The 25412-nt window shown below is 59.8% G+C and carries 26 protein-coding genes; 16 read left to right on the top strand and 10 right to left on the bottom strand.

The window, feature by feature from the left end:
* The first annotated feature begins 115 nt into the window (after positions 1 to 115).
* Positions 116 to 1156: a quinoprotein relay system zinc metallohydrolase 2 gene (locus tag CHB75_RS15575; protein ID WP_089272123.1), complete on the top strand. Its 1041-nt coding sequence runs from the start codon at positions 116 to 118 to the stop codon at positions 1154 to 1156.
* A gap of 164 nt (positions 1157 to 1320) precedes the next feature.
* Here the strand turns inward: CHB75_RS15575 and CHB75_RS15580 are convergent, their stop codons facing one another.
* Complete coding sequence (locus CHB75_RS15580; protein ID WP_089272125.1) at positions 1321 to 1932, bottom strand: hypothetical protein; 612 nt, start codon at positions 1930 to 1932, stop codon at positions 1321 to 1323.
* A gap of 153 nt (positions 1933 to 2085) precedes the next feature.
* Between CHB75_RS15580 and CHB75_RS15585 the strand changes: the two genes are divergently transcribed.
* The 7 genes from CHB75_RS15585 (at position 2086) to CHB75_RS15615 (ending at position 8403) form a co-directional block, all read left to right on the top strand.
* Positions 2086 to 3198, top strand: a complete 1113-nt coding sequence (locus tag CHB75_RS15585) for an S-(hydroxymethyl)glutathione dehydrogenase/class III alcohol dehydrogenase (RefSeq protein ID WP_089272127.1) — start codon at positions 2086 to 2088, stop codon at positions 3196 to 3198.
* Between the two features lie 7 nt (positions 3199 to 3205).
* The gene (gene fghA, locus CHB75_RS15590; RefSeq protein ID WP_089272240.1) at positions 3206 to 4042 is read left to right on the top strand and encodes an S-formylglutathione hydrolase; all 837 of its coding nucleotides are present in this window, start codon (positions 3206 to 3208) and stop codon (positions 4040 to 4042) included.
* A gap of 11 nt (positions 4043 to 4053) precedes the next feature.
* Positions 4054 to 4464 (top strand): c-type cytochrome, encoded by a 411-nt coding sequence (locus CHB75_RS15595; protein ID WP_089272129.1) that lies wholly within the window; start codon positions 4054 to 4056, stop codon positions 4462 to 4464.
* Positions 4465 to 4604: 140 nt separating this feature from the next.
* On the top strand, positions 4605 to 6404 hold the full coding sequence (gene xoxF5, locus CHB75_RS15600) for a lanthanide-dependent methanol dehydrogenase XoxF5 (RefSeq protein WP_089272131.1): 1800 nt from the start codon (positions 4605 to 4607) through the stop codon (positions 6402 to 6404).
* 88 nt (positions 6405 to 6492) lie between these two features.
* On the top strand, positions 6493 to 7032 hold the full coding sequence (locus CHB75_RS15605; RefSeq protein WP_089272133.1) for a c-type cytochrome, methanol metabolism-related: 540 nt from the start codon (positions 6493 to 6495) through the stop codon (positions 7030 to 7032).
* Complete coding sequence (locus CHB75_RS15610; RefSeq protein WP_089272135.1) at positions 7016 to 7864, top strand: substrate-binding domain-containing protein; 849 nt, start codon at positions 7016 to 7018, stop codon at positions 7862 to 7864. The genes CHB75_RS15605 and CHB75_RS15610 overlap by 17 nt, the downstream gene beginning before the upstream one ends.
* The gene (locus CHB75_RS15615; RefSeq protein ID WP_089272137.1) at positions 7864 to 8403 is read left to right on the top strand and encodes a PQQ-dependent catabolism-associated CXXCW motif protein; all 540 of its coding nucleotides are present in this window, start codon (positions 7864 to 7866) and stop codon (positions 8401 to 8403) included. Before CHB75_RS15610 ends, CHB75_RS15615 begins: the two co-directional genes overlap by 1 nt.
* A gap of 43 nt (positions 8404 to 8446) precedes the next feature.
* On the opposite strand, the gene CHB75_RS15620 is transcribed toward CHB75_RS15615, so the two are convergent.
* Genes CHB75_RS15620 through CHB75_RS15630 form a run of 3 tightly spaced genes read right to left on the bottom strand, consistent with a single transcriptional unit; the run spans position 8447 to position 10723 of the window.
* A complete protein-coding gene (locus CHB75_RS15620) occupies positions 8447 to 9250 on the bottom strand; it encodes a quinoprotein dehydrogenase-associated SoxYZ-like carrier (RefSeq protein WP_089272139.1) in 804 nt (267 codons plus the stop codon).
* A 2-nt stretch (positions 9251 to 9252) separates the two neighbouring features.
* Positions 9253 to 10233 (bottom strand): YncE family protein, encoded by a 981-nt coding sequence (locus tag CHB75_RS15625; protein WP_089272141.1) that lies wholly within the window; start codon positions 10231 to 10233, stop codon positions 9253 to 9255.
* On the bottom strand, positions 10187 to 10723 hold the full coding sequence (locus tag CHB75_RS15630; RefSeq protein ID WP_089272143.1) for an SRPBCC family protein: 537 nt from the start codon (positions 10721 to 10723) through the stop codon (positions 10187 to 10189). The genes CHB75_RS15625 and CHB75_RS15630 overlap by 47 nt, the downstream gene beginning before the upstream one ends.
* Before the next feature lie 313 nt (positions 10724 to 11036).
* On the opposite strand from CHB75_RS15630, the gene CHB75_RS15635 reads away from it, so the two are divergent.
* The 6 genes from CHB75_RS15635 to CHB75_RS15660 are packed head-to-tail and all read left to right on the top strand — an operon-like array spanning position 11037 to position 16006.
* Positions 11037 to 12203, top strand: coding sequence for an ABC transporter substrate-binding protein (locus tag CHB75_RS15635; protein ID WP_089272242.1), 1167 nt, complete (start codon positions 11037 to 11039; stop codon positions 12201 to 12203).
* Positions 12204 to 12221: 18 nt separating this feature from the next.
* Positions 12222 to 13196 (top strand): YVTN family beta-propeller repeat protein, encoded by a 975-nt coding sequence (locus CHB75_RS15640; RefSeq protein WP_089272145.1) that lies wholly within the window; start codon positions 12222 to 12224, stop codon positions 13194 to 13196.
* Positions 13197 to 13225: 29 nt separating this feature from the next.
* Complete coding sequence (locus tag CHB75_RS15645; protein WP_089272147.1) at positions 13226 to 14200, top strand: ABC transporter substrate-binding protein; 975 nt, start codon at positions 13226 to 13228, stop codon at positions 14198 to 14200.
* 11 nt (positions 14201 to 14211) lie between these two features.
* Entirely contained in the window at positions 14212 to 14961 is a 750-nt protein-coding gene (locus CHB75_RS15650) for an ABC transporter permease (RefSeq protein WP_089272149.1), read from the top strand.
* Positions 14958 to 15578, top strand: coding sequence for an ATP-binding cassette domain-containing protein (locus CHB75_RS15655; RefSeq protein WP_089272151.1), 621 nt, complete (start codon positions 14958 to 14960; stop codon positions 15576 to 15578). Before CHB75_RS15650 ends, CHB75_RS15655 begins: the two co-directional genes overlap by 4 nt.
* Before the next feature lie 2 nt (positions 15579 to 15580).
* Positions 15581 to 16006, top strand: a complete 426-nt coding sequence (locus CHB75_RS15660; protein ID WP_089272153.1) for a hypothetical protein — start codon at positions 15581 to 15583, stop codon at positions 16004 to 16006.
* A 99-nt stretch (positions 16007 to 16105) separates the two neighbouring features.
* Here CHB75_RS15660 and CHB75_RS15665 read toward each other — a convergent pair whose 3' ends face one another.
* The 6 genes from CHB75_RS15665 to CHB75_RS15690 all read right to left on the bottom strand — a co-directional run bounded on the left by CHB75_RS15665 (position 16106) and on the right by CHB75_RS15690 (position 22232).
* Positions 16106 to 17074 (bottom strand): 2-hydroxyacid dehydrogenase, encoded by a 969-nt coding sequence (locus tag CHB75_RS15665; RefSeq protein WP_089272155.1) that lies wholly within the window; start codon positions 17072 to 17074, stop codon positions 16106 to 16108.
* Positions 17071 to 17970 carry a succinate--CoA ligase subunit alpha gene (sucD, locus tag CHB75_RS15670; RefSeq protein WP_089272157.1) on the bottom strand — a complete coding sequence of 300 codons (900 nt, stop codon included), beginning with the start codon at positions 17968 to 17970 and terminating at the stop codon, positions 17071 to 17073. Before sucD ends, CHB75_RS15665 begins: the two co-directional genes overlap by 4 nt.
* A gap of 12 nt (positions 17971 to 17982) precedes the next feature.
* The gene (locus CHB75_RS15675; protein WP_089272159.1) at positions 17983 to 19161 is read right to left on the bottom strand and encodes a malate--CoA ligase subunit beta; all 1179 of its coding nucleotides are present in this window, start codon (positions 19159 to 19161) and stop codon (positions 17983 to 17985) included.
* A 23-nt stretch (positions 19162 to 19184) separates the two neighbouring features.
* Positions 19185 to 20129, bottom strand: a complete 945-nt coding sequence (locus CHB75_RS15680; protein ID WP_089272161.1) for an HpcH/HpaI aldolase/citrate lyase family protein — start codon at positions 20127 to 20129, stop codon at positions 19185 to 19187.
* 39 nt (positions 20130 to 20168) lie between these two features.
* Positions 20169 to 21365: an aminotransferase class V-fold PLP-dependent enzyme gene (locus CHB75_RS15685; protein WP_089272163.1), complete on the bottom strand. Its 1197-nt coding sequence runs from the start codon at positions 21363 to 21365 to the stop codon at positions 20169 to 20171.
* A 234-nt stretch (positions 21366 to 21599) separates the two neighbouring features.
* On the bottom strand, positions 21600 to 22232 hold the full coding sequence (locus tag CHB75_RS15690; RefSeq protein WP_089272165.1) for a LuxR C-terminal-related transcriptional regulator: 633 nt from the start codon (positions 22230 to 22232) through the stop codon (positions 21600 to 21602).
* Positions 22233 to 22492: 260 nt separating this feature from the next.
* Here CHB75_RS15690 and CHB75_RS15695 point away from each other — a divergent pair, with 260 nt between their 5' ends.
* Together CHB75_RS15695 and folD are read left to right on the top strand one after the other, a co-directional pair.
* Entirely contained in the window at positions 22493 to 24169 is a 1677-nt protein-coding gene (locus CHB75_RS15695; RefSeq protein ID WP_089272167.1) for a formate--tetrahydrofolate ligase, read from the top strand.
* A 116-nt stretch (positions 24170 to 24285) separates the two neighbouring features.
* The gene (gene folD, locus CHB75_RS15700) at positions 24286 to 25188 is read left to right on the top strand and encodes a bifunctional methylenetetrahydrofolate dehydrogenase/methenyltetrahydrofolate cyclohydrolase FolD (RefSeq protein ID WP_089272169.1); all 903 of its coding nucleotides are present in this window, start codon (positions 24286 to 24288) and stop codon (positions 25186 to 25188) included.
* The last annotated feature ends 224 nt before the right edge of the window (positions 25189 to 25412 follow it).

A 25412-nucleotide genomic window follows, 5' to 3' on the forward strand; every position in this document is an offset into this window, starting at 1 on the left:
GCGTATCGCGGGTATATGCCATAAAATTCGGCACAAAGACATTGGGTCCTTGGTCTGACTGGATCACAGTTCCGTTGGCGCGCAGTGTGGGCAAGCACCGGGGAGGGTGTGTGGAATGCTCGAACTTGTGGTGACGCTTTGCCTGATGGGGGGGGATGCCTGCCGGGATGTTTTGTTGCCGGGATACGAGGCGTCCGAGGTCGCCGGTTGCGAACGAGCGCTTTCGGCAGTGCCCCCTGACCTTGTTCCTTTTGCCGCATACGACCAGCGCTCGGAACCGCATTGTGTGCCGGTGGGCGAAGCTCTGGCGTTTGAAGAGGCGGCGCCCGGGGTATTCGTGCATCGCGGATTGATCGAAGAGCCGACGCCGGACAACGGTGGGGACGTGGCGAATATCGCCTTTGTGATCGGTGACAGGTCTGTCGCGGTGATCGACTCCGGGGCGGCGCATTGGGTGGGCGAGGGGATCTGGCGGGCGATTCGGGCGCGCACGGATCTGCCGGTCAGCCATGTGATTCTGACCCACATGCACCCTGATCACGTTCTGGGCGCTTCGGTGTTCGTGCAGGCCGGGGCCAAGGTCGTGGGTCACGCGGGTCTGGAGCGGGCGCTGGCGGACCGACGTGAAAACTACCTGCAAAGTCTGCAAGCTTTGATCGGCCCGGATCAGTTCATCGGAACCCAGACGGTGCGCACGGATATCGCCATTTCAGACCGGGGCGTGTTCGATCTTGGCGGGCGTCGGATTGCTCTGCGGGCGTGGCCCGTGGCCCATACCGGCACGGATCTGACGGCGCAGGATCTGGCGTCCGGGTTGTTATTCACCGGGGATCTGGTGTTCGACGAACACACGCCCGCACTGGACGGCTCTGTTCTGGGATGGGAGGCTGTTCTGAACGAATTGGCTGCGGAGCCGATTGCGCAGGTAATGCCGGGGCATGGCGGCCCGCTGTTGGACTGGCCCGAAGGGGCCGCGCCGATGCTGCGGTATCTAGGGGTGCTGGCGGCTGACACCCGGACGGCGATTGCGTCAGGACTGCGGCTGGGTGATGCGGTGCAAGTGATTGCGCAGTCAGAGGCGCCACACTGGGATTTGTTCGGGGCGTATAATGCGCGCAATGCGACCGTGGCATTTACGGAACTGGAGTGGGAGTAGCATCTTTTTCCCTGAAACTGCGCGATGACCCAGCCCGGAATTTAGCGCGCCGCGCTGACCAGACGTGGCCCGCGGCTGGTTAGGGGGACCAACACTTTGCCGACGGGATAACCCGCCGCAGAAAGTTCAGGATCTGACGGACGCCCGGCGCGTTCCCCCATCTGTCAGCTTTTGGCAGCGTCCATCAACATCTGCGCAATGGCGTAGAGGCGCTTTTCCAGCAACACGGGTGTCTCACAGACATAGGTAAGCGACTTTTGCCGGTCGGTGTAGATTCGCTCATCCCAGTCGACCTGTTCTTCCAGCTTGTCCACCTTGTCATAATCGGGGGACTCCGCCGCCATCAGCGCGTCCATTTCGCTGCGTGCGCCATCGATTCGCTCGGACATCGCGATCTGTTTGAGCGAGAAATCCTCGATCCCCTTGATGATCAAGGTACGCCGTCCGGCAAGCTTGTCGAAGACCTTTTCAAAGACATGGCCCATCAGTGCTTCGCTATGGCCATACTCTGCGGCAAAGGCTGTCACATAGCCCTGCGCCTCTTCCAGATCGATCCGGCGCAGCTCCAGTCGGGCGGCCAGTTCGTTGACCGCCTGACCCAGCTCCGGGGTCATCTTGATCTGCGCGATTTCATGCGGCCACATGAGACCAATGGACAGTGTGTCCACCTTGCGCTGGACGCAAGGCCAGGTCGGATCGGAAAAGTCGGCGGCCTGTGCCGGTGCCACAAGACCCAAGGAAACAAGGGCTGCGGCCAATATTTTGAGGTGTTTCATCTGCTCTCTCCCTACGGGGCAGACTATGCGCGAGCGCCGGTTTCCTGTCCACAACCCGCAATACCAACCATTGTCGCAGTTGTTCGGTTGTTGCCCCCTTTTATAGTGCTATCAAACGCCATCAGAGCGAACCTAATTATGTGGAGGAATGGCATGCGCACACGTGCAGCCGTGGCCCTAGAGGCCGGCAAACCGTTGGAAGTCATGGAAGTCAATCTCGAGGGCCCGAAGGCCGGCGAGGTTCTGGTCGAGATTAAGGCGACCGGTCTGTGCCATACTGACGAATTCACCCGTTCCGGTGATGACCCCGAAGGCATCTTCCCCGCGATTCTGGGCCATGAAGGTGCCGGTGTCGTGCTGGAAGTGGGCGAGGGCGTCAAAAGCCTGAAGCCCGGCGATCACGTCATTCCGCTGTACACGCCGGAATGCCGCGAATGCGAATACTGCCTGTCAGGCAAAACCAACCTCTGCCAGGCGATCCGCGTCACGCAGGGCCAGGGCCTGATGCCCGACGGCACCACGCGTTTCTCGATGCTGGATGGCACGCCGATCTATCACTACATGGGTTGCTCGACCTTTGCGAACCACACGGTTCTGCCGGAAATCGCGCTGGCCAAGGTGCGTGAAGATGCGCCCTTCGACAAGATCTGTTACATTGGCTGCGGGGTCACAACCGGCATCGGCGCGGTGATCAACACGGCCAAGGTCGAACTCGGCAGCCGTGCGGTTGTCTTTGGTCTGGGCGGCATCGGTCTGAACGTTATTCAGGGCCTGCGCCTTGCCGGTGCGGATCAGATCGTCGGCGTCGATCTGAATGACGACAAGGAAGAGATGGCGCGCCACTTCGGCCTGACCGACTTCGTGAACCCCAAGAAGGTCGAAGGCGATATCGTCGCGCATCTGGTCGAACTGACCAAGGGCGGGGCGGATTATACCTTTGATGCGACGGGTAACACGACTGTCATGCGGCAGGCGTTGGAATGTGCGCACAAGGGCTGGGGCACCTCGATCATCATTGGCGTGGCCAAGGCCGGCGCCGAGATTTCGACACGTCCCTTCCAGCTGGTCACGGGTCGTAACTGGCGCGGCACCGCGTTTGGCGGCGCCAAGGGCCGGACCGACGTTCCCAAGATCGTCGACTGGTACATGAACGGCAAAATCGAGATCGATCCGATGATCACGCATACGCTGACGCTGGACGAGATCAACCACGGCTTTGAGCTCATGCACCAGGGCAAGTCGATCCGCGCGGTGGTGGTCTACTGATATGAGCATGGAGGTCATCTCGGAAAACAGGTGTTACGGGGGCGTGCAGGCTGTGTACTCGCATCCCTCAAACACCTGCGGAGTCGAGATGACCTTTGCGGCCTTCATTCCGCCGCAAGCCAAGGATGGCCCGGTTCCGGTACTCTGGTATCTGTCCGGGCTGACCTGCACGCATGAAAACGCGATGAACAAGGGCGGATTTCAAGAACATGCCGCCCGGCACGGCATCGCGGTGATTTATCCTGACACCTCGCCACGTGGCGATGGGGTCGCGGATGATCAGGCCTATGATCTGGGGCAGGGCGCCGGGTTCTACGTCAATGCGACGCGCGATCCGTGGCGGCGTAACTTTCGGATGTATGACTACATCGTATCCGAGCTGCGTTCAGTCGTGACAGCCAATCTACCTGTTCAGGACGTGCACGGAATTACCGGCCATTCGATGGGTGGTCACGGAGCTTTGACCATTGCCCTTCGCAATTCCGAGCTATTTGAATCCGTATCGGCTTTTGCGCCTATCGCACATCCGACTCGTTCGGATTGGGGCCGCAAACAGCTGAGCGCCTATCTGGGCGACGACGAGACCGCATGGTCAAACCACGATTCGACCATCCTGCTCGAACAGAATGGCTGGAAGGGCGATATCCTGATCGATCAGGGCGAGGCAGATCAGTTTCTGGACCTGCTGAAGCCGGAGGCTCTGGCAGATGTCATGGCCCGTCGACGCCAGCCGGGGTTGGTACGGATGCAAAAGGGGTATGACCATTCGTACTACTTTATTAATACCTTCGCGTGTGATCATGTAGAGTGGCACGCCGAACGGTTGCACCAAACACGGCACTAGAAAGGAACGAAATGCTAAACAAAATGTTCAGCGCAGTTTGCCTTCTGGCGATGACGGCAGGATACGCCGCCGCCGAAAGTCATTCGGCGGGCGACGCTGCCAAGGGTGAAAAAGTTTTTCGCAAGTGCATGGCTTGCCACGCTGTGGGGCCGGATGCCAAGAACAAGGTCGGACCCGAGCTTAACGGCATCGTTGGTCGTCACGTCGGCGCGCTCGCGGATTTCGGCTATTCCGACGCGATGAAGGCCAAGGGCGATGAGGGTCTTGTCTGGGATGCAGAAAGCCTGGCCGCCTTCCTCGAAAAGCCGCGTGATTACGTCAAAGGCACCAAGATGTCCTTTGCCGGTCTGCGCAAGGATGACGATCGCGCCAACGTGATCGCCTATCTCGCTACGTTCAATGCTGAAGGGGGAGGATCCTAAGACACAAACGAACTGCACCTGACCGGTCGGAGGAAATTGGAGCCGGGCAGATGTAAAGAAACCCTGTCGTGAACGCGCCCCCTGAAGGAGCGCATCGGAAGGGTTGCCACTATGGCACTACGTCAACAAGGGAGTTGGAAATGAAAAAGCTATTTGCTTTGACCTCGGGAATCGCACTCTGCGCCGGTATGGCTAGCGCGAACGATGACCTGATGGGACTGATTGATGACCCGAACCAGTGGGCCATCCAGACAGGTGACTACAAGAACCAGCGCTATTCCAAGCTGGACCAGATCACCAAGGATAACGTCGGTGACCTGCAGGTTGCATGGACCATGTCCACGGGTGTTCTGCGCGGCCACGAAGGTTCGCCTCTGGTGATCGGTGATACGATGTATCTCCACACACCGTTCCCGAATATCGTCTACGCACTCGATCTGAATGCCGAAGGCAAGATCAAGTGGAAGTATGAGCCCAAGCAGGACCCGGACGTCATCCCGGTCATGTGCTGTGACACCGTCAACCGCGGTGTGGCTTATGCAGACGGCAAGATCTTCCTGCATCAGGCTGACACGACTGTTGTTGCTCTGAACGCAGACACTGGTGCTGTGGAATGGTCCGTCGTGAACGGCGATCCGTCCAAGGGCGAAACCAACACCGCGACCGTCATTCCGATCAAAGACAAGGTCATCGTCGGTATCTCGGGTGGTGAATTCGGTGTGCGCGGTTCCGTGACTGCTTACAATATCGCTGACGGTTCGCTGGCTTGGCGCGCCTATTCCATGGGTCCTGACAGCGACATCTTGGTCGATCCGGAAACCACTATGCACCTGGGCCAGCCGGTTGGCGCTGATTCCGGCACGAACACCTGGGAAGGTGATCAGTGGATGATCGGTGGCGGCACCACATGGGGCTGGTATTCCTACGATCCCGATCTGAACCTCGTGTATTACGGTACGGGCAACCCGTCGACATGGAACCCGGCACAGCGTCCTGGTGACAACCGCTGGTCGATGACCATCATGGCGCGTGATGCCGACACCGGTATGGCCAAGTGGTTCTACCAGATGACCCCGCATGACGAGTGGGACTTTGACGGCATCAACGAGATGATCCTCACGGAGCAGACCATTGATGGCACAGAGCGCAAGCTTCTGACCCACTTTGACCGTAACGGCCTGGGCTATACCCTTGACCGTGAAACTGGTGAGCTTCTGGTCGCTGAAAAGTTCGACCCGGCTGTGAACTGGACAACCGGCGTTGTCATGGACAAGGAGTCGCCCGAGTACGGTCGTCCCCAGGTCGTTGCTCAGTACTCGACCGAGCAGAACGGCGAAGACGTGAACTCCACCGGCATCTGCCCTGCCGCTCTGGGTTCCAAGGACCAGCAGCCTGCGGCCTACTCGCCCCAGACCGAGCTGTTCTACGTGCCGACAAACCACGTCTGCATGGACTACGAACCCTTCCGCGTGTCCTACACTGCCGGTCAGCCCTACGTTGGCGCGACGCTGGCAATGTACCCGGCACCGGACAGCCATGGCGGCATGGGTAACTTCATCGCATGGGACGGCAAAGAGGGTAAGATCGCATGGTCCATCCCCGAGCAGTTCTCGGTGTGGTCTGGTGCTCTGGCAACCGCGGGCGACGTCGTGTTCTACGGCACGCTCGAAGGCTACCTCAAGGCAGTTGACGCGCAGACAGGTGATCTTCTCTACAAGTTCAAGACACCGTCGGGCATCATCGGTAACGTGATGACCTACACCCATGACGACAAGCAGTATGTCGGCATTCTGTCGGGTGTTGGCGGCTGGGCCGGTATCGGTCTTGCGGCTGGTCTGACCAACCCGAACGATGGTCTGGGCGCCGTGGGTGGTTATGCCGCTCTCAGCGACTACACCGCGCTTGGTGGTCAGCTGACCGTCTTCAGCCTGCCTAACTAAGGTACGCGCAACCAGAAGGGCCGACATGCCAGACCGGTGTGTCGGCCCTTTCTCCCTAATGTTCCCCCCCAACCGAAAGGTCCGCCTTATGAAGCGTGCCGCTTCTCCCATTTTTGTCGCCGCGATCATGGCGCTTGGACTTCCCGTCGCTGCCAGCGCTCAGGCCTGGAGCGATCAGGCGATCGACCCCGCCGCAGATCATCCCGAAGTGCCCGTCTCCTACGAAGACGGTGGCCGCTACTACACCGAAGACGATATCCCGACCTTCAACATCGGCGATGACGGCGCTGTTGATTGGCTGTCCTTTTCGGGCTTTCGTCGGTACCATTCGGAATGTCACGTATGCCACGGTCCCGATGGCGAGGGTTCCACCTACGCACCGAAGATCAAGAATTCTGCCGTGAACCTTGAATACTACGACTTTGTCGATGTCGTCGTGAACGGGCGTAAAAGCGGCAACTCTGTCATGCCGCACTTTGGCGACAACAAGAACGTCATGTGCTACCTTGACGACATCTACGTCTATCTCAAGGCCCGGGGCATGGAAGCCATTCCGCGTGGCCGTCCGGCCAAGAAAGCCGGCAAATCCGATCTGATCGCAGAGACTGAAAATGCCTGCATGGGCTGAAAAAACTCTGGCACTCACCGTTGCCGTCGCGGCCCTGCTTTTCTCACAAGCAGGGCCAGGAGGCGCGCAGACGTCTGACCTCGTGTCGAAATCCGCGTTCCGGGTCTGCGCTGATCCTGCAAACGCGCCGATGTCCGATAAAGAGGGCACAGGATTCGAGAACAAGATTGCCGAACTGTTTGCCGCCAAGCTGAATCTGCCGCTTCAGTACGAATGGTATCCGATGGCGACCGGGTTTATCCGCAACTCACTGGGCGCCAACAAATGCGACGTTGTCATCGGCTATGCTCAAGGGCACGAGCTGGTGCTGAACACCAACCATTACATGACCTCGGTTTTCACGCTGGTGGTGCCCAAGGAGTCTGCCCTTGCCGAAGTGACGGAACTGTCGGACGCTCGGCTCAAGGACGTTGATATCGGCATCATCGCAGGCAGCCCGCCGGCCACGCATATGGCCCGGAATGGTCTGCTGAAAAACGCCAAGGCCTATAATCTGGTCGTAGACAGGCGCTATGAATCCCCGACCGTCGATCTGCTGAACGATGTACAGACGGGTGTCACCGGGGCGGCAATCCTTTGGGGGCCAATCGCAGGGCCATTGGTCAAAACGGACTATCCCGATCTGAAAGTGATCCCGCTGCTGAAAGAAACGCTGCCGCCGCGGCTGTTCTTTCGGATCACAATGGGCGTTCGGATGGGCGAAAAGGTCTGGGAACGCAAGTTGAACTCCCTCATCCGCCGCCATCAGGACGAGATCAACGCCATTCTGGTCGAGGCCGGTGTGCCACTGGTCAACGACATGGGGACCGAAGTGATGACGGTGGGGCAGTGATGCCCCGCCTGGCAGTCTGGGCATTCGGTGCCCTACTGCCATTCGCCGCCTGGGCGGCCGACGAACCTGCCGAATATCGCATGGATGAATTCCGCGCACCGGTGCCTGCGACATTGGCGGGGGCGACTGTGGTCGGTCCAGAGACGGCATATGATCTATGGCAAACAGGGCAGGTCGCCTTTGTCGATGTTCTGCCACAGGCTCCAAAACCTGCGGGTCTGCCGGAAGGCACGATCTGGCACGAAAAGAAACGCAATTCCATTCCCGGAACGATCTGGCTGCCGAATGTTGGCTATGGTGCACTGGCCGAAAGTTACCATGCCTATTTCCGCGAAGGTCTGTCCAAAGCCACCAGCGGGGACATGGATCATCCTGTGCTGTTCTTCTGTCTGGAAGACTGCTGGATGTCGTGGAACGCGGCCAAGCGGGCCCTCGAATACGGCTACACCACCGTCTACTGGTTGCCCGAAGGCACTGATGGCTGGGCCCTTTGGGATTACCCTCTGGAGGAAGTAAAGCCCGAGCCCGAGCCGAAATAGCAGCCGGAACGTTCTCTTGCTTTAAGTCCCTCGCGTGCCCGAATTAGTAACCTGTCAGGCGCTTTTTGGCATGGGTCACGGTGCCATCGGTGTCGGTCATCGTCACATCCACTGATTGCGTCTGCCCGGGAATGCCCAGACTCACGCGCGGGTTTTCAGACAGCGAAATACTGCCTGTCATGTCCACATAACCCGCACCGTCCAGATCAATCTGGACATCCTCGACATAGCGCATCGGCACGAATAGCAGGGTGATCTGGTCCATCTGCATGCCGGAGTTGCTGGGGTGCGAGATATCCAGATCCAGCCGCTGCTGGCGCAAAGACAGTGCGCTCAGCTTTTCGCTGCCCATCAATTGGTCGATCCCGATGGTCATGTTGCCCAGCGTGGCCAGCGCCTCTTCCAGATCAGAGCCCGGAGGCGCCGAACAGGCCCCCTGACCAGAGGTCTTGACGAAAGTTTCGGCGACGAACAGCTGGCCGTCGGTGGTTTCGGCCACGATATGCATCGGCGTCGGTCCGTTGATCCGCATCGTCACATCGAAAAAGAACCGTGGCAGCGGCTGCTCAAGGCTGAACACAGCAGAGACCGGCATCGGATTTTCATCCAGGATCAGCGTCACACTACCCAGCAGCAGGCCATCGGGCGCCGCGATCTGGGCCGCGACCTGGGTACGGGCATCGTCGCCGGTGCGGTAGGGCACGTCGATCGAGATATACGGCGCGCCGTCGTTCAGAACCCGGTCTTCATACAGAGCCTCGGACAGGTCGGGCCAGGCGGGATCATAGGCAAAGGCGGGCAGGGCGGATGCCAGCACCAGTGGCAGGGTCAGAGCCGTGAGTTTCATATTCAGTTCCTCTGCTGAATGAACGTACCAAAGGCGCGCGGTCCATCGCCAGTTTCGATTTCTCCCACCACCTCCATCGTGGACGCATCGATCAGGCTGACCGTATTCGAAAACCAGTTCGCAACGACAATGGTAGCGCCATCGGTGCTTGTGTCTATGCCTTCGGGATATTCGCCGACCTCAACGGTTTGCAGTGGCGCGTAAGTGGCAAGGTCCAAGACGCTGACCGTGTCCGCATACTGGTTGGTCACAAAGGCCCGTCCGAGCGCAAAAGCCACACCGTAAGGGCGTTCGCCGACGGCTATTGTGGCAAGTGTCTCACCTGATTGCGGATCGATCACTGTGACATCATTTGTGCCGACATTGGCGACAAATAACCGCCCGTCTGGGGCAAAGCGCAGGCCAAAGGGGCGGGTGCCAACGGTGGGGCGCAGACGCAGTTCCAGCGTATCCAGCGCAAAGATCGATACCTGATCGGAATCCCGGTCCGCCGAGGCGAGCCATCTACCGTCCGCCGAAACGGCAAGGCCGGCCGGAGCGCTGCCGGTTTCGAGCATCTGCAGAAGTTCCAGCGTTTCGGCGTCCATCACCCAGATACGGGCATTGTACCAGTCCGACACGAAGATGCGTTCAAGCCCCGGGTCATAGACAACGCCGATGGGTCCGCCATCCAACTGCGCAGCGGCCAGGATTGATCCATCCTGATCCAACCGGCGGACCACTTTGCTGTCGGGAGAGACGGTAAACACATGGCCCGCGCCATCCACTGCCACGCCTGCCGGTTTGCCGGGAACAGAGATGCGCGAGACCTCTTCGCGGCTGTCCAGATCCAGAATGCTCAGCTCCTGGCTGTTCTGGTTGGTCACATAAGCAAAATCCCCCGCCACCAGTGGGCTGGTGCCGAGGGCAAGAACGGGAATAATCCCGAAAAGGGCGTTACGGCGCGCCAAAGCGTTCCACGAGGGCCGCCATACCCGCCTCATAGACTCCGGTGACGGCTGCAATAGCAGCTTCGTCGTTCAGTTCCGCAGGCGGGTCGTTGTTCGGGTAGCCGCGGTAAAAGGCGCCACGCCATTCAACCAGAGATCCGCCGCCATCGCGCGGCTTGACCGTGAGGTGGGACGAATAGTTGGTCACTGGCAGCACTTCGACTGCGACGTCATCGATGCGGTAGGAATAGGTCATCTTGGTTGCATCGTATTTGTACAGCGACTCAGTGATGGTCGGGCCACCTGCCTCGCCCAGCACCAGAACGCGGATCGAATCGATATCGTTGCCGCCCTCGCCCTGGGTCTCGAACACAGCCGGATGCCAGCTCATGTCATGAAAATTGCCAATCGCTTCCCACACGGCGGCGGGGTCGGCGGCCACTTCGGTGGTCACGGTGACCTTTTGCCGGGAGGGGCCGTGGGCCAGGGCCATACCGGGCAGGATCAGCCCCAGCACCACCATCAGGTTTCTAAGTTGTCGCATGGGTCCTCACGTTTTGAAGAAGGTGTTTTCGGAAAGCGGGTTGTTCCGTGGGTGTGAACGTCGCCGCTGTGCGCGGCGATGTCCAGTGCCTCTCCCAGGATGTCGCGCGCTTGCAGCCCGCATAGGAACGGGTCCGGTGCTGAACATCAGCAAGGCGGGCAGGGTGGAATGGTACATGTCCGCCATCGTGTTGCAGCCACGCAGGTGCGGCAATGCTCCAAAAGTATTGGTATGGGTGGCACGCCTTCTCTGGCACTGTTCGTGAAAGCTCCGGAATAGGGGCAGGGAGGATACCTTGAAACTTTTGCGGATCATGCTGGCTTTCGGCATGTTTTCTTGTCTCGCGGCAGGGCAGGCCTTGGCCGTGGACGTGCGCGCGGCAGTATTCCGGATCGACTACCCTGCGCTTGCACCGATCTCGCGTTATGACCTCGTGCCCGAAGACATGGGCTTTGCCGGGGCGCAGCTTGCGCAAGAGGACAATGCAACCACCGGAGCGTTTCTGGGGCACACCTATGAGCTTGAGACCGTCGCCGTCGCGCCGGAAGATGCCGATGCCGCTTTTGATGCGCTACTTGCAGGTGGTCAGAACCTGATCATAGTCATGGCGCGGCAGGATGATCTTTTGCGGCTAGCGGATCGGGCCGGGGATGGGGTCCTGATACTGAACGCCACGGCCCATGACACAGCCCTGCGGGACGATCAGTGTCGCGCCAACTTACTGCATGTGGCACCAAGCCGGGCCATGCTGGCCGACGCCGTGGCGCAGTTCGCCATGTGGAAGAAATGGCCGAAATGGTTTCTGATTTCCGGATCCAACCCTGACGACAAACTGCTGGCTGACGCCTATCGCACCTCGGCCCGCAAGTTTGGCGCAAAAATCGTGGAAGAACGGGAATTCGAGGATACCGGAGGGTCCCGGCGCACCGACACCGGACACGTTCTGGTGCAGAAGCAGATCCCGGTCTTCACTCAGGATGCCAGGGACCACGATGTCGTGATAGCGGCAGATGAATCCGATGTCTTCGCACCCTACCTGCCGTTTCACCTCTGGACACCACGGCCCACGATGGGGTCTGCCGGTCTGCGCCCTGTGACCTTTCATGCCGCGCACGAAGCCTGGGGTGCCACCCAGTTTCAACGCCGTTTCGAGGCCCTGACAGGGCGCTACATGCGTGAAGAGGATTATCAGGTCTGGCTTGCCCTTCGCGTGATCGGCGAGGCGGTGACCCGCACAAGCACCAACGAAGTCGCCACCCTGCGCAACTATGTCCTGTCCGACCAATTCGAACTGGCCGCCTTCAAGGGCGTCGCCGTCACTTTCCGCGCTTGGAACGGACAGATGCGCCAGCCTATCCTGTTGTATGATGGCCGCATCACTGTCAGCGTCTCACCACAGGACGGCTATCTGCACCAACGTTCGCCACTGGATTCACTCGGGCTCGACCTGCCCGAATCCGCCTGTACCGCCTTTGACTGATCCCTGGGAGGGTTCGCAATGCACCGACTGATCCTGACGACTGCACTTGTTGCTGCAATTGCCACGCCTGCTCTGGCGAACAAGGTCTTTGTCACCAATGAAAAGGGCAATACCGTTTCGGTGATCGACAGCGATACCTGGGAGGTGATCAAGGAATTTGACGCAGGCCATCGCCCGCGCGGCATCACCATCTCTCCGGACGGCAAGCTGCTGTATGTCGCGGCGAGCGATGACGATCAGGTGAAGGTCTTTGACACCGACACCTACGAGGAGCTTTATTCACTGCCGTCCGGCCCGGACCCGGAACTGTTCGTGCTGCACCCCAGTGGCAATCCGATCTATATTGCGAACGAGGATGACAACCTTGTCACGGTCACGGACACCGAAAGCCACACCGTTCTGGCCGAAATCCCCGTGGGCGTCGAACCCGAAGGTATGGGCATCAGCCCAAACGCCGAGTGGGTGGTGAACACGTCCGAGACCACGAACATGGCGCATTTCATCTCGACCGCAGACTACAAGATCAAGCATAACGTGCTGGTCGACCAGCGCCCGCGATATGCTCAGTTCAGTGACGATGGCACACTGCTGTTCGTGACTTCTGAAATTGGCGGCACGGTCAGCGTCATGGACATCGCCGCCGACGGCACCCCGACCATGAAGAAGAAGATCGGGTTTGAATTGCCGGGCGTGTTGCCGGAATGGCTGCAACCGGTCGGACTGCGGGTCACGGCGGATGACAAATGGGCCTTTGTCGCGCTGGGGCCGGCCAACCGGGTGGCGGTGATTGATGTCGAACAGCTTGAGGTGGTCAAGTACATCATCACCGGGCAGCGCGTCTGGCAACTGGCCTTTACCCCGGACGAGAAATACCTGATCACCACGAATGGTAATTCCAACGACGTGACGGTGATTGACGTAGCCGATCACGAGGCCATCAAGTCAATTCAGGTGGGGCAGCAGCCCTGGGGTGTTGTCGTTTCGCCGGAGTGATCCGGCACAGAATTCCTTGGGAGGGAAAGATGAACAAGACGCTGAAAATAGCCGGTGCCATGCTGGCAGGGATGGTCGCTGCAACCGGCGTTTGGGCGCAGGACCTGACAACGGTCCGCGCGGCCGTTTTGCAGATTGGCACTGTGAACTGGGAACTGAGCACCATCATCGACAACGGCCTTGATGAAAAGTATGGCTTTGACCTCACGATGCAGCCCTTTGCGGATAACGGCGCCACCCGCGTCGCGGTCGAAGGCGACGAGGCTGATATCGCCGTCGCCGACTGGATCTGGGTCGCGCGGCAGCGGGCGGCGGGCAAGGATTACGTCTTTATCCCCTATTCCAAGGCCGTCGGTGGTGTCGTCGTACCCGGTGACAGCAAAGCCGAAACGCTAAAGGATCTGGCGGGCGGTAAGATCGGCATCGCCGGTGGGCCGCTGGACAAGAGCTGGCTGATCCTGCGCGCTTATGCGCAGCAGGAATATGGCATGGATCTCAAGGCTGACACCGAGCAGGTTTTTGGCGCGCCACCGTTGATCTTTAAATCCGGCATCTCGGGTGATCTCGACGGGGCGATCAACTTCTGGCATTTCCTTGCCAAGATGAAGGCCGCCGGAATGCGTGAACTGATCTCGGTCGAGACGGCTTCGGCGGCTCTTGGGCTTAATCCCGACACACCGCTGCTGGGCTACTACATGAAGCAGAGCTTCATCGATGCTCACCCCGGAATCGCGCAGGCGCTTTATGACGCGTCACAGGATTCAAAGGGGCTGATGGCCAGTGATCCCGCAGTCTGGGAGGCGGTCCGCCCGCAGATGAACGCCAGCACCGACGCGCAGTTCGAGACGCTGAAGACGGATTACCTGGCCGGGGCACCCGCCCGTGGGCCGGTTGACCTCGCAGGTGCGGACAAGTTCCTGCAACTGATGGCCGCTCTGGGCGGAGAAGAGCTTGTCGGTCAGGCCACGACCCTGCCCGAGGGTCTGTTCGCGGATGTGAAGTGACGTCCCGCCCGATGACCGAAAAAGGCCTTGTTCCGGCGCTCTCGCTCATCGGGCTTCTGTTGCTGTGGATCGTGGCGGCAGCGCTGACCGCCGATCCGACCATCCTGCCGACGCCTTGGTCGCTGATCATGCCGTTTCTGAACGAACTGCAGTCGGGCGAGTTGCTGTTTCATCTGGGCCATACGTTGGTCCGGGTTGTCTGGGCATTTGTGCTTGCCATGGCCATAGGCATGGCGCTGGGTCTGGTTATGGGCCGGTTTCCCCGCGTCGATCGCTGGCTTGATCCCTGGTTGGTTGTTTTTCTCAACCTGCCGGCGCTGGTTCTGATCGTGCTTTGCTATCTCTGGATCGGGCTGAACGAAACGGCGGCGATTATTGCGGTGACCCTGAACAAGGTGCCCAACGTCACCACGATGATCCGCGAAGGCGCGCGGTCGTTCGACCCGAACCTTGACGCCATGGCCAAGGTCTACCGCATGGCGCCCATGGCCCGACTGCGCCATGTGCTGCTGCCGCAACTGGCGCCGTTCGTTGCCGCTGCGGCGCGGTCGGGCGTCGCGGTGATCTGGAAGATCGTGCTGGTAGTTGAATTCCTTGGCCGTTCCAGCGGAATCGGTTTCAAGATCCATCTCTATTTTCAACTGTTCGACGTCCGCATGGTGCTGGTCTACGCGCTGTCCTTCATCATCGTGATGTTGATCGTGGAGTGGACGCTGCTGCAACCTTGGGAACGGCGTGTACGCCGCTGGCGGACCGCATGATCAAGGTCGACATCACCCGCAAGGCCTATGGCGACGCGCCCGTTCTGGGCCATATCGCGTTCGAAATCCGGCGCGGCGAAACAGTGGCCATCCTCGGTCCGTCGGGGATCGGAAAGTCGACGCTTCTGCGGTCCGTGGCAGGGATAGACGACAAATACGAAGGGAACATCGAACGCCCGGAAAATATGGCGATCGTTTTTCAGGAACCGACGCTGCTCCTTTGGCGCTCGGTTTTGCAGAATCTGACTCTGATCCATCCGCATCTGTCGGATCGTGCCGCCCGAGAGATGCTGGGAAAAGTCGGAATCGCGGACAAGGCCGATCTATTCCCGGGTCAGCTGTCACTGGGTCAGCAGCGTCGGCTGGCGCTGGCGCGCGCCTTTGCGGGTAATCCAGAGTTTTTGATCATGGATGAACCTTTCGTCTCTCTTGATCCGAAGACGGCAGAGGTGATGCTGGCCCTGACCGAGACGCTGATTGACGAAGTCCGCCCGGCGACCCTGTTCGTCACCCATGCTCGATCCGAGGCCGAGCGACTGATGGCACGGATTCTGGAATTAAGGGGGATACCGGCGACGCTGGTCCCAAGACTTGTGTCAGGAAAGGAAATACCATGAGAATGATTGCTTTGATAGTGGCTTGGGCGGCGACCGGCGGCGGCGTGGCTCAGGCGCATGAACTGGGATTCGCGGGTCTGTTGTCTGCCTCGAACATGGAAGAACTGCCGGATATCACGCTTGGGTCTGGCAAGCCGCTGGCCGAGGGGCCGATGACGCTGAAATCCGGCACCGGCTATGAACTTGAGATCGTGTCGGACGGATCGGGTGAACTGGGGCTCGAAGGGCCGGGCTTCTTTCGCGCCATCTGGATCAACGAGATCGTCGTGAACGACCTTGAAATCCGCCCGTTGGGACTGGATTCGGTCGAATTTGACGATGCGGGCACGATGGAGATCGAATTCATCGCAATCAAGCCGGGTCAGTATTTTCTGCGGATTCCGGGATCGAAAGGCGAAAGCCAGCGCGTGGAGATCACCATTCAATAAGGGTGAAGTCCGCGTCGCAGGTTTTAGAAAACAAAAAAGACCAGAGCGTGGAGGAGACACGCTCTGGTCAGGTTGGTCGTGACCATCGGGAGAGACTGGTTACGACACAAGGTTGGGCACAGGTTTCCCTGCGAAAAAGGCGTCGAGGTTATCGGCAACCATGTTGCCCATATCTTCGCGCGTCTCGATCGTGGCGCTGCCCAGGTGTGGCAGCAGCACGGTGTTTTCCATCGCGATGAGCTCAGCCGGGACATCAGGTTCGCCTTCGAACACATCCAGCCCGGCACCGCCAAGTTTGCCGTCCTTCAGAGCGGCAATCAGCGCAATCTGGTCGACGACATCACCCCGGGCGGTGTTGATCAACATGCCCCGAGCGCCGATCAGCGCCAGACGCTCGGCGTTCATCATATGGGTATTTGCTCCGCCGCCTGGCAGGTGCAGGGACACCACGTCGGACGCGATCAGCACCTCTTCGATGCTGTTCAGCCGCGTGGCCGACAGCCCGCCCAAGCGGTCGTTGGCCACGGCGCTTCGGTTGAAATAGACCACGTTCATGCCCAAGGCCGCCTGCGCGCGCCGCGCGGTTGCAATACCGATCCTGCCCATGCCGATAATGCCGAGAACCTTGCCGCCCAGACGGGTGCCCATCATGTGGGTTGGACGCCAGCCCGCCCATTTACCGGCCCGCACCTCGCGTTCGCCTTCGCCGGCACGGCGCGCCAGCATCAGCATCAACGTCAGCGCGATATCAGCGGTGCAGTCTGTCAGCACGCCGGGCGTATTGGTCACGGTCATCCCCGAGCCCGTCGCCGCAGCGATATCAATATGGTTGAAGCCTACCCCAAAGTTACCAAGGATCCTGGCGCGGTGATCGCCGGTGAAAATGGACGTCGGCAGTTTGTCCGAAACGGTTGGACAGACGGCATCGTATTCGTTCAAGGCCGCGCCGATTTCCTCAACAGTCATCGGCACGTCGTCGGTATTCAGCGTGGCGTCGTAGTCGGCAGACAGCCGTTTTTCAACGGACCCCGGCCAGCGACGGGTCAGCAGTATTTTCTTCTTGGTCATGCAGCCACTTTCTTGCCCGACAGCACAGATTCGACGGTTTCGCCGAAAGCTGCGGGGTGCGGAATAATAGTGTGACCAGCCTCGCGGATGATCTCAACCTTTTCCTGAGCAGATTCCCCAAAGGCCGAGACGATGGCACCGGCATGGCCCATGCGCTTGCCCTTTGGGGCCGAGAGTCCTGCGACATAGGCCAGCAGCGGTTTCTTCATGTGGGCGCGTGCCCATTCCGCCGCCTCTGCCTCTTGCGGACCGCCGATTTCGCCGATCATCACGACGGCATCGGTGTCAGGGTCCTGTTCGAAAAGTTCGAGCACGTCCTTGAACGAAAAGCCATTGATCGGGTCACCGCCGATGCCGACCGACGTGGACACGCCGATACCGCGCGCCTTCATCTGGCTGGCGGCCTCGTATCCCAGCGTCCCGGAACGGCCCACAACGCCGACCCGGCCCGGGATGTAGATGCTGCCGGGCATGATGCCCATCATTGCCTCACCCGGGGTGATGGTGCCCGCGCAGTTAGGCCCGGTCAGGATCATGCGATCCTCTTTCTTGTAACGGCGCATGTAGCGTTTGACCCGCATCATGTCCTGTGACGGGATGCCGTCGGTGATGCAGACGCAATATTTTATGCCCGCATCCGCCGCTTCCATGATGGAATCGGCCGCGAAGGGTGGCGGCACAAAGACGATGGACGCTTCGGCTCCGGTTTCGGCCACTGCACCCTTGACGGTGTTGAACACCGGCAGACCAAGGTGCGTACTGCCGCCCTTGCCGGGTGTGACGCCGCCCACGACATTGGTGCCATAAGCTTTCATCTCTTCGGCGTGAAAACTGCCGATGCGTCCGGTAAAGCCCTGGACGATGACTGGGGTATTCTTGTTCAGAAGAATGGACATTTGTTTCCTCCCTCAGGCGGCAGAACGTTGAGCGGATTTCAGGGCAGCGACGGCGGCGACAGCGGCATCTTTCAGCGTGTCGGCAGTGATGACGCTGGGCGCTTTTTCCCGCAGGATCGCCTTGCCTTCATCCACCTTGGTGCCCGACAGGCGCACGATCAGGGGCATGTTCACGCCGACCTCTTCGATGGCCTTCACGACGCCTTCGGCCACCCAGTCGCAGCGATTGATGCCGGCAAAGATGTTCACCAGGATCACCTTGACGTTCTTGTCCTGAAGCACCGCGCGGAAGGATTTGGCCACCCGTTCCGGAGATGCCCCGCCGCCGATATCAAGGAAGTTTGCCGGCTCGCCGCCCTCAAGCTTGATCATGTCGAGCGTTGCCATGGCCAGACCGGCACCGTTGATGATGCAGCCGATTTCACCATCAAGGCCGACATAGGAAAGGCCGCGATCCGAGGCAAATGTTTCGCGCGGATCTTCCTGGCTCTTGTCGCGCAGCTCGGAAATCTCGGGACGGCGGAACAGGGCGTTTTCGTCAAACGACATCTTGCAGTCGAGCGCGATAACCTCGCCCTTGCTGACCACAAGCGGGTTGATTTCGAGCATCGAGGCGTCGAAGTCGCGGAACACCCGGTAGCAGCCAAGGATGGTGTCGACCGCCTTGCCGATCAGCGCGCCATCAAGGCCCAGACCAAAGGCGATCTCGCGTGCCTGAAACTGCTGCATACCCAAACCGGGATCGACCGAGGCGCGGACAAGGCTGTCGGGTTCCTGCTCGGCGATCTGTTCGATCTCCATCCCGCCCGAGGAGGAAGCCACGATCATGATCCGCTCTTCTTTGCGGTCAAGGACAAAGCCCAGATAAAGTTCCCTTTCGATCGGCACAGTCTCTTCGATATAGAGCCGGTTGATCAACTTGCCGCCCGGGCCAGTCTGATGCGTGACCAGTTTCTGCCCCAGCAGCCTTTCTGCGGCAGAGGCGACCTCGTTGTCGGACTTGCACAGGATAATGCCGCCGGCCTTGCCGCGCGCGCCGGAATGGATCTGCGCCTTGACGACCCAGGCTTCGCCACCGATTTCCGTGGCGCGGTAGGCGGCCTGTTCGGGGCTGTAGGCCAGACCGCCGCGGGGCATGCGGATGCCATGCGTGGCAAGCAGTTCCTTGGCTTGGTATTCGTGGATATCCATCTTGGTCTCCTCCCTTGTCGTCGTTACGCCGCGCGGGCCTTCAGCACCTTTTGAACGGCAAGCACGTTGTTCGCCATCTTTTCGGATGCGGCGTCGATCATCTTGCCATCGAGGCTTGCCGCGCCCTTGCCCTGTGCCGCAGCTTCCTTGAGCGCCACCAGGATTCGTTCGGCGCGTTCAACCTCGGCCGGGGTAGGCGAATATTCTTCGTTCGCCATGTCGATCTGGCTAGGATGAATGGCCCATTTGCCTTCGATCCCCAGCGCTGCGCCCCGCTTGCAGGCATCGCGAAAACCGTCGGGATCAGAGAAATCACCAAACGGGCCGTCGATGGGGCGCAGACCGTAGGCGCGGCAGGCCGTGGTCATGCGGGAAAGCGCCGCGTGCCACTGATCGCCGGGGTAATTCGGGTTCAGACCGCCGATATTGACCGTGCGCGCCTTGTGAAAGGCAGCATAGTCCGCAACGCCGAAATGCATCGCCTCAAGCCGCGACGGCGCGGCAGCCAGCGCTTCGACATTGGCCATGCCAAGAGGGGTTTCGATCAGCGCCTCAAGCCCGACTTTGCGTTTGTAGCCCATCGCCATTTCGATCTGGTTGCACATGGCTTCGACCATATACACGTCAGCGGGCAGGCCAACCTTGGGGATCAGGATCACGTCCAGTTTGCTGCCGGCCTGTTCCATCACATCCACCACGTCGCGGTACATGTAATGGGTGTCGAGACCGTTGATGCGGACAGACGTAACCTTGTTCTTGCCCTTCCAGTCGATATCGTTGAGCGCCTCGATGCAGTTCTTGCGGGCCTGCTCCTTGTCGCCGGGGGCAACGGCGTCTTCGAGGTCAAGGAAGACGACGTCGGCATTACTGTCTGCTGCCTTCTGAATCATCGCAACGTTGGATGCCGGCACCGCGAGCGTCGAGCGCTGCAAGCGCGTGACGCGCATGCCGTGTACTGTATGGCTCATTGTCTTTGGTCTTTCATGTTGGTTGATCCGTCGCGCCAATCATTCGGCGGCAATGGCCTTGCCCGATTTCGCAGCTGTGCTGGTGAAATAGTCGATGGCGGCACCAACACCCGATCCGGCCTTGATGTTCATGCCGACGTCGATCATCGACATCTCGGCGACGGACAGCGCCGTGCTCACCATGCCTTCGTTCAGCCAGCCAAGATGGCCGATGCGGAACACGCGGCCCATGACCTTGGACAGACCGGTCCCGAAAGACGTGTTGTATTTGCTGTAGCCCGTCGCGATCACGTCGCGGGCATCCACACCGTCGGGAACCAGGATCGCGCTGACCGTGTTGGAATGCCACTTCGCCTCTTTCGCGCAAAGCTTGAGGCCCCAGGCATCAACCGCCGCCCGGACACCCGAGGCGAGGCGGTGGTGACGGGCCCAGATGTTTTCCAGCCCTTCGGCGTGGATCATGTCACAGGCCACATCCAGCCCGCGCAGCAGCTGGGTTGCGGGCGTGTAGGGGAAATACCCCTGATCGTTGGTGGCGATCATATCTTCAAAACTGAAGAAGGTGCGGGGATATTCGGCGTGTTTGTGCGCCTCAAGTGCCCATTTGGAAACCGAAAGGATGCCGATGCCCGCAGGCAGCATAAAACCCTTTTGCGATCCGGACACGGCACAGTCCACGCCCCAGGCATCCTGATCGAATTCGATCGACCCGATCGAGGACACACCATCAACCATCAGCAGGGCAGGGTGGTTGGCCGCGTCCAGTGCTGCACGCACGCCCTTGATATCTGAACTCACACCGGTGGCGGTTTCGTTGTGCGTGGCGAAGACGGCCTTGATCTCATGGCCGGGGTCGGCCTTGAGACGGGTGGCGTATTTCTCGACAGGGACACCTTCGCCCCACTCGCATTCGATCACCTCCACATCAAGGCCAAGGCGCTGCGCCATGTCGACCCAAAGATGCGAGAACTGGCCAAACCGACTCATCAGGACCTTGTCACCGGGGGAAAGCGTGTTCTGGATCGCCGCTTCCCATGCGCCAGTGCCCGAGGAGGGGTAGAGGAAGACGCGGCCGGTTGTGTTCTTGAACACCTTTTGCACCTTGGCGAACAACGGCTTGGTGAAGTTGGGGAAATCAGGCGCGCGCATGTCCTGCATGCAGACATTCATCGCCATGCGGACCTCTTCGGGCACGTTTGTCGGACCCGGGATGTATAGGTGATTGTAGCCGGCCATTGGTGTTTCCTCCCTACGGAAATCCTGTGGATATGCGTTTCTCTGCGGTTGAGGATGCCAGCGGGCTCGGTCGCTCAGAACACCTTGCAGGATAGGAAAGCACGTCCCGGGGATGGGTTTAAGCCTACCCGATGGGGGCGCGGGCGGTCTGTGCACCTTGGGGTTGCCAGCTGTTGCCCTGCGGCGGAATTGAGCTGTTGCGGGTTGGAAACAGATCTTGCGTTGGCAAGACTTTCAATCCTCAGCCTCGCGCGAATAGACCGCGACGGCCATGGCGCGGTTGCGTACGTCCAGCTTGTCATACAGATTCTTGAGGTGGTATTTCACCGTGTTTTCGGAAATGCCCGTCCGGTTAGCAATCTGTTGATTGGTCCAGCCACGCGCCAGAACGGCCAGCAATTCGCGTTCGCGCACCGTCAGGTGCGCCAGCGGTGTGTCGTTGATCTGCGTCACATCTATGTAGGGCACGCACAGCCGCCCGTTCGCGACCGCGTGAAGCGTGTCGAACAGAACCGACGGATCATCGAACTGATAGCAATATCCAAGCGCCCCGAGCCGCACCGCCTGACGCACATGGCCAAGATCGCGGCTGTTGGAAAAGATCGTCGTGCGGAGCTTGCTTTGACGCGCCTTGAGAGCGCGCAACACATCCGGGGCGGTCATGTCCGACAACTGCCAGGACAAAACTACGACATCCATGTCTTCCTCGGGCATGGCCAGGATGTCGGCACCGCTTTCCGTGGTTGCGACCAGACGGAACCGCTGATCACCCTTGAAGCACATGCCAAGGGCCGAAACGACAAGCGGATTGGGCTCGGCAAGGACGACCCTGATCTGGGCCTCCAGCGCTTCCGGCGGATTTTGCATGGTTCTCCTCCCGACCCCACGGAGATGATGATTTTTTCATCAATCCGCAAAGCAGACCTGACCGTCGCATTCAAGTCTACCTATTCTTTCGGCTGCGTGACAAAATGCGCAACTTTATTTCCCGCCCGACTGGGTAGGTTGAGTTTTCCGGGCGGGCGGAATCTCGTCGCGAAACGGCAATTCTACCAACTGGCTAGTTGCCCTGACGATATGTTCCATGGCAGTCGCTGGGGGTTGCCAGGGACCCGGGAGGAGAAACCATGAGCTACAAGACAGATATTCAAATCGCCCGCGAGGCTTCGAAACGACCGATACAAGAGATCGGGGCCAAGTTGGGAATCGGCGCAGGGGACATGTTGCCTTATGGCCATGACAAGGCGAAGATCTCGCAGGACTTCATCAATTCGGTTCAGGACCGCCCCAACGGCAAGCTGATCCTGGTGACCGCGATCAACCCGACCCCGGCCGGCGAGGGCAAGACCACGACCACAGTGGGTCTGGGCGACGGGCTGAACCGGATCGGCAAGAAGGCGGCGATCTGCATCCGCGAAGCATCGCTTGGCCCGAACTTCGGCATGAAGGGTGGCGCGGCCGGCGGCGGATACGCGCAGGTGGTGCCGATGGAGGATATGAACCTCCATTTCACTGGCGATTTCCACGCAATCACGTCGGCGCATAACCTGCTGAGCGCGATGATCGACAATTCCATCTACTGGGGCAATCCTCTGGACATTGATCAGCGGCGGGTCGTCTGGCGGCGTGTCCTCGACATGAATGACCGGGCGCTGCGCGATGTGGTGACGTCTCTGGGCGGCGTGGCGAATGGCTTTCCGCGCCAGACGGGGTTCGACATCACCGTCGCATCCGAGGTCATGGCGATCCTGTGCCTGGCAAAGGATCTTGCCGATCTTGAAAAGCGTCTGGGTGACATGATCGTCGCCTATACCCGTGAGAAAACGCCGATCTATTGCCGTGACATCAAGGCAGATGGTGCAATGACAGTTCTGCTGAAGGACGCGATGCAGCCGAACCTTGTGCAGACTTTGGAAAACAATCCGGCCTTCGTGCATGGTGGCCCGTTCGCCAACATCGCCCACGGCTGCAATTCGGTAATTGCCACGACGACGGCCCTGAAACTGGCCGATTACGTAGTGACCGAGGCTGGATTTGGTGCCGACCTTGGCGCCGAGAAATTCCTGAATATCAAGTGCCGCAAGGCGGGCCTGTCGCCCGATGCAGTGGTGATCGTCGCGACCGTTCGGGCGATGAAGATGAACGGTGGTGTCGCCAAGGGTGATCTTGGGGCCGAAAATGTCGCGGCAGTCGAAGCGGGTTGCCCGAACCTTGGTCGGCATATCGCCAATTTGCAGTCGTTCGGCGTGCCCGTGTTGGTTGGCATCAACCATTTCGCAGGCGACACAGATGCCGAAGTGCAGGCGGTGAAGGATTATGTCGCCGGGCTGGGTGCCGAGGCGGTGCTGTGCAAACATTGGGCAGATGGCGGTGCGGGAATCGAAGAAATGGCACGTAAAGTTGCCGATCTCGCGGATTCCGGTGTGGCCAAGTTCAAGACGCTTTATCCTGACGATATGCCGCTGTTCGAGAAAATCGAGAGCATCGCAAAGAATATCTATCACGCGGATGGCGTGGTGGCTGATGGCAAGATCAGGACACAGCTGAAGGAATGGGAAGCGCAGGGTTATGGCAAACTGCCGATCTGCATCGCGAAGACGCAGTATTCGTTTACCACCGACCCAACGGTGCGCGGCGCCCCCACCGGGTTTACCCTGCCGGTCCGCGAGGTGCGGTTGTCGGCAGGGGCGGGTTTTGTCGTCGCGATCTGTGGCGAGATCATGACCATGCCGGGCCTGCCGCGCAGGCCAGCATCCGAAGCGATCCACCTGAATGATGAGGGATTGATTGAGGGGCTGTTTTAACTCAGACCTCCGAGACAAGTCGCCATCAGGTCGATGATGTCTCCGGTGGGAAAATTTTGACCCAGAGTTGGGGAAGGGCGGTGTCCCGACCCCGGCTTTTGATGAATGGAGATCCGATGACGGCGACAGTAATTGACGGCAAGGCGTTTGCCGCGAAAGTCCGCGCGCAGGTGGCAGAGCATGTGACCAAGCTGAAGGAAACCCACGGCATCACGCCCGGTCTGGCCGTGGTGTTGGTCGGCGAAGATCCGGCAAGTCAGGTCTATGTCCGCTCCAAGGGCAAGATGACCGTCGAAGTTGGCATGAATTCCTATGAGCACAAATTGGATGCCGACACATCAGAGGCGGACCTTCTGGCGGTGGTGGACAAGCTGAATAATGATCCGGCGGTGCATGGCATTCTGGTTCAGCTGCCGCTGCCCAAGCATCTGGATTCGGATCTGGTGATCAATTCCATCGATCCGGCCAAGGATGTGGACGGGTTCCATATTTCCAACGTGGGCCTTCTGGGGACAGGACAGAAATCGATGGTGCCCTGTACGCCGCTGGGGTCGCTCATGATGCTGCGCGATCATCACGGCAGCCTGTCGGGGATGGATGCGGTGGTGCTTGGTCGGTCCAACATCGTAGGCAAACCGATGGCACAACTGCTGCTGAACGACAGCTGCACGGTCACGATCGCGCATTCCCGTACCAAAAATCTGGCGGATGTGGTCCGCCGCGCCGATATTGTTGTCGCTGCCGTAGGTCGCCCGCAGATGGTGCCGGGCGACTGGATCAAACCGGGGGCAACAGTGATCGACGTGGGTATCAACCGCATCGACGCGCCGGAAAAGGGCGAGGGTAAGACACGGCTTGTCGGGGACGTCGATTACGACCCCTGCTCCAAGGTGGCCGGGGCGATCACCCCTGTTCCGGGCGGGGTCGGGCCGATGACCATTGCCTGCCTGCTGGCCAACACGGTCACCGCCTGCTGCCGCGCCAATGGGCTGTCCGAGCCCGAGGGGCTGACAGCCTGAGAAACACAGCACCCGCCGGAACTATCTGGCGGGTGCTGTACCGTCCCTACGCATCACTTCGGCTTCGATAACGGCTGCCCCTGATATTACATCTGTGGGTCCCGGACATGGCGCCGACATCACGGAAATCCGTGCTACGCATAAGTACGTCGCAATTTAGCGTCCAACTACAACCACGGATCAGGCTTGACAGCCCATCCGTGGCCGCAACCTGCCAGCCGGTC

Origin of the sequence: Puniceibacterium sediminis (genome assembly GCF_900188035.1) — a bacterium.
Classification (GTDB): domain Bacteria; phylum Pseudomonadota; class Alphaproteobacteria; order Rhodobacterales; family Rhodobacteraceae; genus Puniceibacterium; species Puniceibacterium sediminis.

What these genes read in the sequence shown, in the direction of transcription:
- CHB75_RS15575 (WP_089272123.1), top strand. Translation starts at nt 116, where the DNA reads ATGCTCGAACTTGTGGTGACGCTTTGCCTGATGGGGGGGGATGCCTGC.
- CHB75_RS15580 (WP_089272125.1), bottom strand. Translation starts at nt 1,932, where the DNA reads ATGAAACACCTCAAAATATTGGCCGCAGCCCTTGTTTCCTTGGGTCTT.
- CHB75_RS15585 (WP_089272127.1), top strand. Translation starts at nt 2,086, where the DNA reads ATGCGCACACGTGCAGCCGTGGCCCTAGAGGCCGGCAAACCGTTGGAA.
- fghA (WP_089272240.1), top strand. Translation starts at nt 3,206, where the DNA reads ATGGAGGTCATCTCGGAAAACAGGTGTTACGGGGGCGTGCAGGCTGTG.
- CHB75_RS15595 (WP_089272129.1), top strand. Translation starts at nt 4,054, where the DNA reads ATGCTAAACAAAATGTTCAGCGCAGTTTGCCTTCTGGCGATGACGGCA.
- xoxF5 (WP_089272131.1), top strand. Translation starts at nt 4,605, where the DNA reads ATGAAAAAGCTATTTGCTTTGACCTCGGGAATCGCACTCTGCGCCGGT.
- CHB75_RS15605 (WP_089272133.1), top strand. Translation starts at nt 6,493, where the DNA reads ATGAAGCGTGCCGCTTCTCCCATTTTTGTCGCCGCGATCATGGCGCTT.
- CHB75_RS15610 (WP_089272135.1), top strand. Translation starts at nt 7,016, where the DNA reads ATGCCTGCATGGGCTGAAAAAACTCTGGCACTCACCGTTGCCGTCGCG.
- CHB75_RS15615 (WP_089272137.1), top strand. Translation starts at nt 7,864, where the DNA reads ATGCCCCGCCTGGCAGTCTGGGCATTCGGTGCCCTACTGCCATTCGCC.
- CHB75_RS15620 (WP_089272139.1), bottom strand. Translation starts at nt 9,250, where the DNA reads ATGAAACTCACGGCTCTGACCCTGCCACTGGTGCTGGCATCCGCCCTG.
- CHB75_RS15625 (WP_089272141.1), bottom strand. Translation starts at nt 10,233, where the DNA reads ATGAGGCGGGTATGGCGGCCCTCGTGGAACGCTTTGGCGCGCCGTAAC.
- CHB75_RS15630 (WP_089272143.1), bottom strand. Translation starts at nt 10,723, where the DNA reads ATGCGACAACTTAGAAACCTGATGGTGGTGCTGGGGCTGATCCTGCCC.
- CHB75_RS15635 (WP_089272242.1), top strand. Translation starts at nt 11,037, where the DNA reads ATGCTGGCTTTCGGCATGTTTTCTTGTCTCGCGGCAGGGCAGGCCTTG.
- CHB75_RS15640 (WP_089272145.1), top strand. Translation starts at nt 12,222, where the DNA reads ATGCACCGACTGATCCTGACGACTGCACTTGTTGCTGCAATTGCCACG.
- CHB75_RS15645 (WP_089272147.1), top strand. Translation starts at nt 13,226, where the DNA reads ATGAACAAGACGCTGAAAATAGCCGGTGCCATGCTGGCAGGGATGGTC.
- CHB75_RS15650 (WP_089272149.1), top strand. Translation starts at nt 14,212, where the DNA reads ATGACCGAAAAAGGCCTTGTTCCGGCGCTCTCGCTCATCGGGCTTCTG.
- CHB75_RS15655 (WP_089272151.1), top strand. Translation starts at nt 14,958, where the DNA reads ATGATCAAGGTCGACATCACCCGCAAGGCCTATGGCGACGCGCCCGTT.
- CHB75_RS15660 (WP_089272153.1), top strand. Translation starts at nt 15,581, where the DNA reads ATGATTGCTTTGATAGTGGCTTGGGCGGCGACCGGCGGCGGCGTGGCT.
- CHB75_RS15665 (WP_089272155.1), bottom strand. Translation starts at nt 17,074, where the DNA reads ATGACCAAGAAGAAAATACTGCTGACCCGTCGCTGGCCGGGGTCCGTT.
- sucD (WP_089272157.1), bottom strand. Translation starts at nt 17,970, where the DNA reads ATGTCCATTCTTCTGAACAAGAATACCCCAGTCATCGTCCAGGGCTTT.
- CHB75_RS15675 (WP_089272159.1), bottom strand. Translation starts at nt 19,161, where the DNA reads ATGGATATCCACGAATACCAAGCCAAGGAACTGCTTGCCACGCATGGC.
- CHB75_RS15680 (WP_089272161.1), bottom strand. Translation starts at nt 20,129, where the DNA reads ATGAGCCATACAGTACACGGCATGCGCGTCACGCGCTTGCAGCGCTCG.
- CHB75_RS15685 (WP_089272163.1), bottom strand. Translation starts at nt 21,365, where the DNA reads ATGGCCGGCTACAATCACCTATACATCCCGGGTCCGACAAACGTGCCC.
- CHB75_RS15690 (WP_089272165.1), bottom strand. Translation starts at nt 22,232, where the DNA reads ATGCAAAATCCGCCGGAAGCGCTGGAGGCCCAGATCAGGGTCGTCCTT.
- CHB75_RS15695 (WP_089272167.1), top strand. Translation starts at nt 22,493, where the DNA reads ATGAGCTACAAGACAGATATTCAAATCGCCCGCGAGGCTTCGAAACGA.
- folD (WP_089272169.1), top strand. Translation starts at nt 24,286, where the DNA reads ATGACGGCGACAGTAATTGACGGCAAGGCGTTTGCCGCGAAAGTCCGC.